This is a genomic window from Streptomyces sp. NPDC028928, from assembly GCF_055564915.1.
Genome location: NZ_JBVHVI010000004.1, coordinates 165,797 through 173,433 on the forward strand (window position 1 = coordinate 165,797; position 7,637 = coordinate 173,433).

Annotated in this window: 2 protein-coding genes and 1 pseudogene; 1 reads left to right on the forward strand and 2 read right to left on the reverse strand. The window is 72.0% G+C overall.

What is annotated here, in order from left to right; all coding sequences use genetic code 11:
* Window positions 1-97: 97 nt before the first annotated feature.
* Window positions 98-3,367 carry a GH92 family glycosyl hydrolase gene (locus tag ACZ4U1_RS12020; protein ID WP_467902455.1) on the forward strand — a complete coding sequence of 1,090 codons (3,270 nt, stop codon included), beginning with the start codon at window positions 98-100 and terminating at the stop codon, window positions 3,365-3,367.
* Window positions 3,368-3,430: 63 nt separating this feature from the next.
* On the opposite strand, the gene ACZ4U1_RS12025 is transcribed toward ACZ4U1_RS12020, so the two are convergent.
* Window positions 3,431-3,805 carry a hypothetical protein gene (locus ACZ4U1_RS12025; RefSeq protein WP_467902457.1) on the reverse strand — a complete coding sequence of 125 codons (375 nt, stop codon included), beginning with the start codon at window positions 3,803-3,805 and terminating at the stop codon, window positions 3,431-3,433.
* Window positions 3,806-3,833: 28 nt separating this feature from the next.
* Window positions 3,834-7,538, reverse strand: a pseudogene (locus ACZ4U1_RS12030) (GH92 family glycosyl hydrolase); the annotation flags it as partial.
* Between the last annotated feature and the right edge of the window lie 99 nt (window positions 7,539-7,637).

Sequence of the window (7,637 nt, forward strand, 5' to 3'; positions counted from 1 at the left end):
ACGCCGTCTTCCGTGGTACCGCTGGCACACGCTACTGTCCCTGCGGCTTGTGCGACCCGTGGTGCGCGACCCGTCCGTAAGGAGGAAGGGCCGCGTCATGCGTTTGAGACCCACGTCCCTGCTGCTGGCCGCGCTTCTCGCGACCGGCGGCACCTGGGCGGCTCCCGCCCTCGCGGCGACCGCCGCTCCCCCCGGCCTCGTCAAGGACCCGACCCCGTACGTCGATCCGCTGATCGGCACCAGGAACGGCGGCGACGTCTTCCCGGGCGCCGTCGTGCCGTTCGGCATGCTCTCCTGGAGCCCGGAGAACACGCGCGGCGACGCGACGAGAACCGCCGCGCCGGGCGGATACCACTACGACGCCACCCGCATCCGGGGCTTCAGCCTCACCCACATGTCCGGCACCGGGTGCGCGGGCGGCAGCGGGGACATCCCGTTCTTCCCGTACGCCGGCGAGGTCACCTCCTCCCCGGCGAGCGACACCAAGGACGCCGTCTACGCCTCCGACTTCCGCCACGCCGACGAGACGGCCGAGCCCGGCCACTACAAGGCCGTCCTGGCCTCCGGTGTCACCGCCGACCTCACCGCCACCGCGCGCACCGGCTCGGCCCGCTTCACCTACCCGGCCGGCAAACCCGCCTCCCTGCTCGTGCGCACCGCCAACTCCGAGGTGGGCTCGGAGGATTCGACGGTCACCATCGACCCGGACACCCGGACCGTCTCCGGCTCGGTCACCTCCGGCAACTTCTGCGGCTACCTCGACCCCGAGGGCCGACGCGCCTACTACACCCTCTACTTCACCGCCCGCTTCGACCGAGCCTTCCAGGCCACCGGCACCTGGCACGACGACCGGCTGGATCCCGGCTCCCGGGAGGCCTCCGGCGGCACCGGCGGCTTCACGCACGGCGGCCGCCCGGTCGCCGGGAAGGGCGCCGGCGGATACGTCGAGTTCGCCCCCGGCGACGGCCCGGTCAACGTCAAGGTCGGCATCTCCTACGTCAGCCGGGAGGCCGCCGAGGCCAACCTGGCCGCCGAGAACCCGCCGGGGCGCTCCTTCGACGCGGTCCGGGAGGCGGCCGGCCGGGCCTGGCGGGAGCGGCTGGGGGCGGTCCGGGTCGGCGGCGGCACGGACGCCGAGCGCACCACCTTCTACACCGCGCTCTACCACGCGCTGCTCCACCCGAACGTCATCAGCGACGCCGACGGCAGGTACCGGGGCGCCGACGGCCGTGTCCACACGGTCCGCCGCCGGCACGCCCAGTACGGCACGTTCTCCGGCTGGGACGTCTACCGGGACCAGGTGCAGCTGCTGACCCTGCTCGACCCGCGCACCGGCTCGGACATCGCGCAGTCCCTGTACGAGCTGGCCCGGCAGAACGGCGGCGTCTGGGACCGCTGGCTGCACGGCGCGAGCGGCACCCACGTCATGAACGGCGACCCCGCGCCCACCGCGCTGGCCGGCATCCACGCCTTCGGCGGTACGGACTTCGACCTCCAGGGCGCCCTGAAGTCCCTCGTGCGCGCGGCGACCGTGCCCACCGCGCGGGACCTGTCCGCCGCCGGGAAGCCCGTGCTCTCGGTGGGCCAGCGGCCGTCCCTCGACAGGTATCTCAGGCTGCACTACATGCCGTCGGTCTCCAACGCCTGGGGTGGCGCCGCCGAGACGCTGGAGATGTCCACCGCGGACTTCGCGATCGCCCAGCTCGCCCGCGCGGCGGGGGAGGAGGGCACCGCGGCCGGTTTCGCGCGCCGCGCCCAGTGTTGGCAGAACAACTTCAACATCGCGGCCCATCCCTCCGGCGGCTACATCGCGAACCGCAAGGCCGACGGCAGCTGGGTCACCGGCTTCGCCCCGGACACCGGCAACGGGTTCGTGGAGGGCACGGCCGCCCAGTACACCTGGATGGTCCCGCACAACCCGGCCGGTCTCTTCGCCGCGCTGGGCGGCCGCAAGGAGGCGCTCGCCCGGCTGGACGACTTCTTCCAGGACGCCGACGGCGGCTGGGCCTTCACCGGCCACGGCGGCACCAAGTCCGAGCTGGACAACGAGCCGTCCATCAACGTCCCGTACCTGTACGACTACGCGGGCGCCCCCTACAAGACGCAGGAGACCGTCCGCGCGGCGATGCGGCAGCTGTGGTCCCCGGAGCCCGGCGGCATCCCGGGCAACGACGACCTCGGCGCGATGTCCGCCTGGTACGTCTTCTCCGCCCTCGGCATGTACCCGCAGGTGCCGTCCCGCGCCGAACTGGTCCTGTCCTCACCGCTGTTCGAGCGGATCGAGATCGACCGGCCGCACGGCGCCGACATCTCCGTCCGCGCCACCGGAGCGGCGGCCGACGCGCCGTACGTCCACTCGCTGAAGGTGAACGGGCGCGGCGGCGACCGGCCTTGGCTGCCCGCGTCCTTCGTCCGGGACGGCGGCCGGCTCGACTACACCCTGTCCGCCACCCCGGACCGCGCGTGGGGCACCGGCAGCCCGCCGCCGTCCTTCCGGGAGGGCGAGCAGCCGTACCAGATCGGCGTCGGACCCACCACCGCCACCCTCGCCCCCGGTGACAGTACGAAGATCGGTGTCCGCGCGCTGTCGCTGACCGGCGGCACCGGCCCCGAGGTGCGTTTCCGGGTCCGGACCCCGGCCGGGGTGACGGCCACGCCCGCCGAGGGCACGGTCACCGACGGCGCCCGGGAGATCACCCTGACGGCGGCGCGGGACGCCGAGCAGGGCTTCGCCGACGTCCGGGTGGAGGTGACCTCGGGCGACTCCTCGTACGAGCAGCCGGTGGCGCTCACCGTCGCCGCCCCGGGCACCCTGCTCGCCGCCTACGACACCACGGGCATCTCCGACGACGACGGCGACCACGACGAGGCCGACTACGACGGCGGCGGCTGGAGCTACTCCCGGCAGGCCCTCGCCGCGGCCGGCCTCACCCCGGGCGGGCAGGCCACGGTCAACGGCCTCGCCTTCACCTGGCCCGCCTCACCCGCCGGCCGCCCCGACAACGCCTCCGCGGCCGGCCAGACCATCCAACTGCCCGCGCCCGTCGAGCGGTTGTCCTTCATCGGCAGCGCCGTCAACGGCAACCAGCAGACCAGGGCCACCGTCACCTACACCGACGGCACCACCGACACCGTCGACCTGTCCTTCACCGACTGGACCGTGGGCGGCGGTGGCGGCACCGTCCAGTACGGCAACGAGGTCGTCGCCAAGACCGCGTACCGCAATGTCGCCGGCGCGGACAAGGACCCGGTGCCGACGTACGTCTTCGCCACCCGGCCGTACCAGGCCCCGCCCGGCAAGCAGATCCGCGGCGTCACGCTCCCGCGCAACGCGGACCTGCACGTCTTCACCCTCGCGACGGGCTGACCCTGGCGGAACCCGAGCACACCGAAGCGGCCCGCACCCGGTCTTTCGGGGCGGGCCGCCTCCTCATCGCTCGATCCGCACGCCGTCCGGCCGCGGGAACGGCATCATGTCCCACCCGTCGGGCCAGCCCCGGTACAGCGGCTCACCGGGATCCGCCGCCAGCAGCCGCGGGATGCGCCCCCGCCACCATCGGACGTCCTCCTCGAGCCCCGGCCACGGGACGGTGGCGTCGCGGAACCTGGCGTCCCAGCGGTCGAGTTCCGGCAGCCGCGCGGCGGCCACCTCCGCGGGCAGTGCGCGCCACGACCCCGCCAGCCCGTCACGGCACGCCAGATCGTGGGTGTACTCCGGCGCGCTCCAGCCGTAGCCGTCCTCCACCTCCGCGACGAAGCCGGCCCACAGGGCGAGGAGCCGGTGAACGGCGAGCACCTCTTCCATGGGCCGACTGTCGCACGCGCGCTGTCCGTCAGGCCAGCAGTTCCACCTCCGCCAGGGTCGACTCGCCGTCCAGGACCAGGCGGTACTTCGAGTAGGTGCCCGGGTCGGCGATGGTGAAGGCGCGGGTCTGGCGGTCCCAGGTGAAGGTTTCGCCGGAGCGGTGGTCCAGGGTGTGCCAGTTCCTGCCGTCGGCGGAGCCCTGGAGGGTCCAGCCGGTCGGCGCCTTCGTGCGGTCGGCGCCCGAGGTCAGCGTGTACTGCACCGGCTTGACGGCACTTTCGGCCGGAAGGTCCGCCGAGATGACCGTCGCGCTCGTCGCCGAGGTGTCGTCGAAGAGCGCGCCGGCGCCCTTGAGGACGTCCGCGCGGGGCGCCGGCACCTTGTCGTCCCGGGTGATGGAGACCGGCGCCGCGTTCCTGCCCGTACCCCACGCCGACGGCTCGGAGCCCATGGAGAAGTCCAGCACCCCGCCCTTGGACAGCAGCGAGTGCGGGAGCGAAGTCGACGCCCAGGGAAGGCCGTTGAACTTCACGCCTTGGACGTAGACGTTCCTCGCGCTGTTCTTCGGCGCCCGGACCACCAGGTCACGGCCGTTCTCCAGGTGCACGGTGACCTTCTTGAACAGCGGGGAGCCGATGGCGTACTCGCCGCTGCCCATGACCAGCGGGTAGAAGCCGAGCGCGGAGAAGAGGTACCAGGCCGACTGCTCGCCGTTGTCCTCGTCGCCGTGGTAGCCCTGCCCGATCTCGCTGCCGGTGTACAGCCGGGAGAGCGCCTCACGGACGTACGCCTGCGCCTTCCAGGGCTCGCCGGCCGCGTCGTACATGTAGATGACGTGGTGCGCGACCTGGTTGGAGTGGCCGTACATGCCCATCCGGACGTCCCGCGCCTCGGTCATCTCGTGGATGACACCGCCGTAGGAGCCCACATGGTCGGGGGAGGCCGTCTCCGGGGTGGCGAAGTACTCGTCCAGCTTGTCCGCGAGGCCCTGCCGGCCGCCGTAGAGGTTGGCCAGGCCCCGGCTGTCCTGCGGGGCGGTGAAGGCGTAGCCCCAGCCGTTGGTCTCCGTGTAGTCGTAGCCCCACTCGCGCGGGTCGTACGCCGAGGACTCCACGCGCCAGTCGCCCTTGGCGTCCCGGCCCTGGAAGAAGCCGGCCCCGGCGTCGAAGAGGTGCACATAGTCCCGGGCCCGGTTGAGGAAGTACTGCGACTCCTCCCGGTAGCGCCTGTCGCCCGTCTTCTTGTACAGCGCCTCGCCCATCCTCGCGATGCCGTAGTCGTTGACGTAGCCCTCCATCGCCCACGACAGGCCCTCGTGCGTGTCGGTCGAGGTGTAACCGAGGAACGGCGAGGTGGTCATGCCCTTGCGGCCCACGCCCGACATCGGCGGCACGACGGTCGCGTTCTTCACGGCCGCGTCGTACGCCGCCTTCGCGTCGAACTCCACGCCCTTGACGTAGGCGTCGGCGAACGCCACGTCCGAGGAGGTGCCGGTCATCAGGTCGGCGTAGCCGGGGGAGGACCAGCGGGAGGTCCAGCCGCCGTCCTTGTACTGCTGCACGAACCCGTCGACCATCTCGCCCGCCTGCGACGGCGTCAGGAAGGAGTACGCCGGCCAGGTGGTCCGGTAGGTGTCCCAGAACCCGTTGTTGACGTACACCCTGCCGTCGACGATCTTCGCGCCGGTGTGCGTCGGGGTGTCCGGGCCCGGCATGGGGGAGAACGGCGAGGCGTAGCGGTCCTTGCCGTCGACCTGCTCGAAGCCGGAGTTGGGGTACAGGTACAGCCGGTACAGCCCTGAGTACAGCGTGGTCAGCTGGTCCGGGGTCGCCCCTTCCACCTCGACCTTGCCGAGCAGGTCGTCCCAGGCGCGCTGGGCGTGCTCCCTGACCGTGTCGAAGGAGGTGCCGTCCGGGATCTCCCGGCGCAGGTTCTGCTTCGCCTGGTCGAGGCCGATGAGCGAGGTCGCCAGGCGCAGGGTCACGGTGCGGTCGGCGCCCGCGTCGAAGCGCAGGTAGCCCTTCACCCCGCCGGCCGCGCCGTCGGTGACCGGCCTGTCGAACTCGCCGTAGACGAAGAGCCGGGTCGCGCCCGTGGACAGGCCCGACTTCACGTCCGAGTAGCCGGTGACGATCCCGTGCTCCTTGTCGAGCGTCAGCCCGGCCTGTTCGGTGACGTTGTCGAACACCACGCTCGCGTCGTCACCGGGATAGGTGAAGCGGAGGACGGCCGCGTGGTCGGTCGGGGTCATCTCCGCCTCGAGGCCGTTCTCGAACCGCACCCCGTAGTAGTACGGCCGCGCGGTCTCGTTCTCGTGCCGGAAAGGCAGCTGCCGTGCCGCGCGGCCGGTGTCCGGGGTGCCGGACGCGGCCGACGGCATCAGCTGGAAGGTCTGCCGGTCGCCCATCCAGGGGCTCGGTTCGTGGCTCGCGCTGAACGCCTGGATCGTCGGCATGTTGTCGGCGTTGTTCGCACGTGCGTACTCGTACAGCCAGCTCAGCGAGGACGCGTTGGTCACCGGGGTCCAGAAGTTGAAGCCGTGCGGCAGGGCGGTCGCCGGGAAGTTGTTGCCGCGCGAGAAGCTGCCGCTGGAGTTGGTGCCCCGGGTGGTCAGCGCGTAGTCCGACAGGTGCGCCTTCGGCTTCTCCGGCGCCACCGGCCTCAGGGTCACGTCGTCCAGCCAGCCGCGGAACTTCGCCGGGCCGTCGGGGGAGTCGTACGCCACCAGGATCCGGTCGACGGTCCTGCCGGCCGCGACCGAGCCGATCCGCGCGGCCACGTTGTTCCACTGGTTGACGTACAGCGCCTTCGACGCGCCCTGCCCGCGCGGGGAGAGCGGGAAGCCGTGCTGGTCCAGGGCGCCCAGGCCGCTCAGATAGGTGCCGTCGGTGAAGGCCAGGTCGACGGAGACGTTCGTGGCGTCGTAGTCACGGTCGCCGTCGGCCATCGACGGGAAGATCCGGTACGACAGCTGGGTGTCGCCGCCGACCTTCACGTTCACGTCGAAGACCTTGTTGTACGAGTAGGCCCGGCCCGCCGCCGTGTGCCGGCCGGCGTAGCGCAGGGCACGCTTTCCGGTGAACCCGGCCCGCGCCTTCGCGGTCGGGGAGCCGCTCGGGCCCTTGTCGACCAGGGTCAGCATGTCCTGCGGCACCGGTCCGCCGGAACCTCCGGTGGACAGCTGCACGTCGGCCAGCTGCAGGATGTCCGGGGCACCGTTGTTCCTCGTCACCTCCAGCCGGACGTACTGGTACTCCGCCGGTTCGGCGAGGTCGTACGACTTCGTCCGGTACCGCTCGGAGAAGGTCTCGCCCGAGCGGGTGTCGACCGTCTTCCAGTCCTTGCCGTCGGTGGAACCCTTCAGGGTCCAGTCCCTGGGGTCACGCTCGGCGTAGTCGTTGGCCGAGGTGAGCGCGTAGGTCGCTATTCTGATGGGTTTGTCCAGGTCGAACTCCACCCAGCCGGTGGGTTCGAAGGCCAGCCACTTGGTTCCGGGCTCGCCGTCCACGAGGTTCTCCTTGACCTCGCCGGCGCCCGAGTTCTCGGCGCTCGCCCGGACCTCGGTGACGTGGCCGGTGACATTGCCCGGAATGCCGGTGCTGTAGCCGCCGTCGACGCCCGAGGAGCGCTGGGCGCCGTCCGGTCCGGTGTCGACGGTGTTCAGCCAGTCCGGCGCCGGGTCGCCCGCCTCGAACGACGATGCGAACTCCCGGTCGGGCGCCGGAGCCTCGGGGGGGGGGGGGGGGGGGGGGGGGGGGGGGGCGGGGGGGGGGGGGGGGGGGGGGGGGGGGGGGGGGGGGTGGGGGGGGTGGTTGTTGGTTTTTTTTTGTTT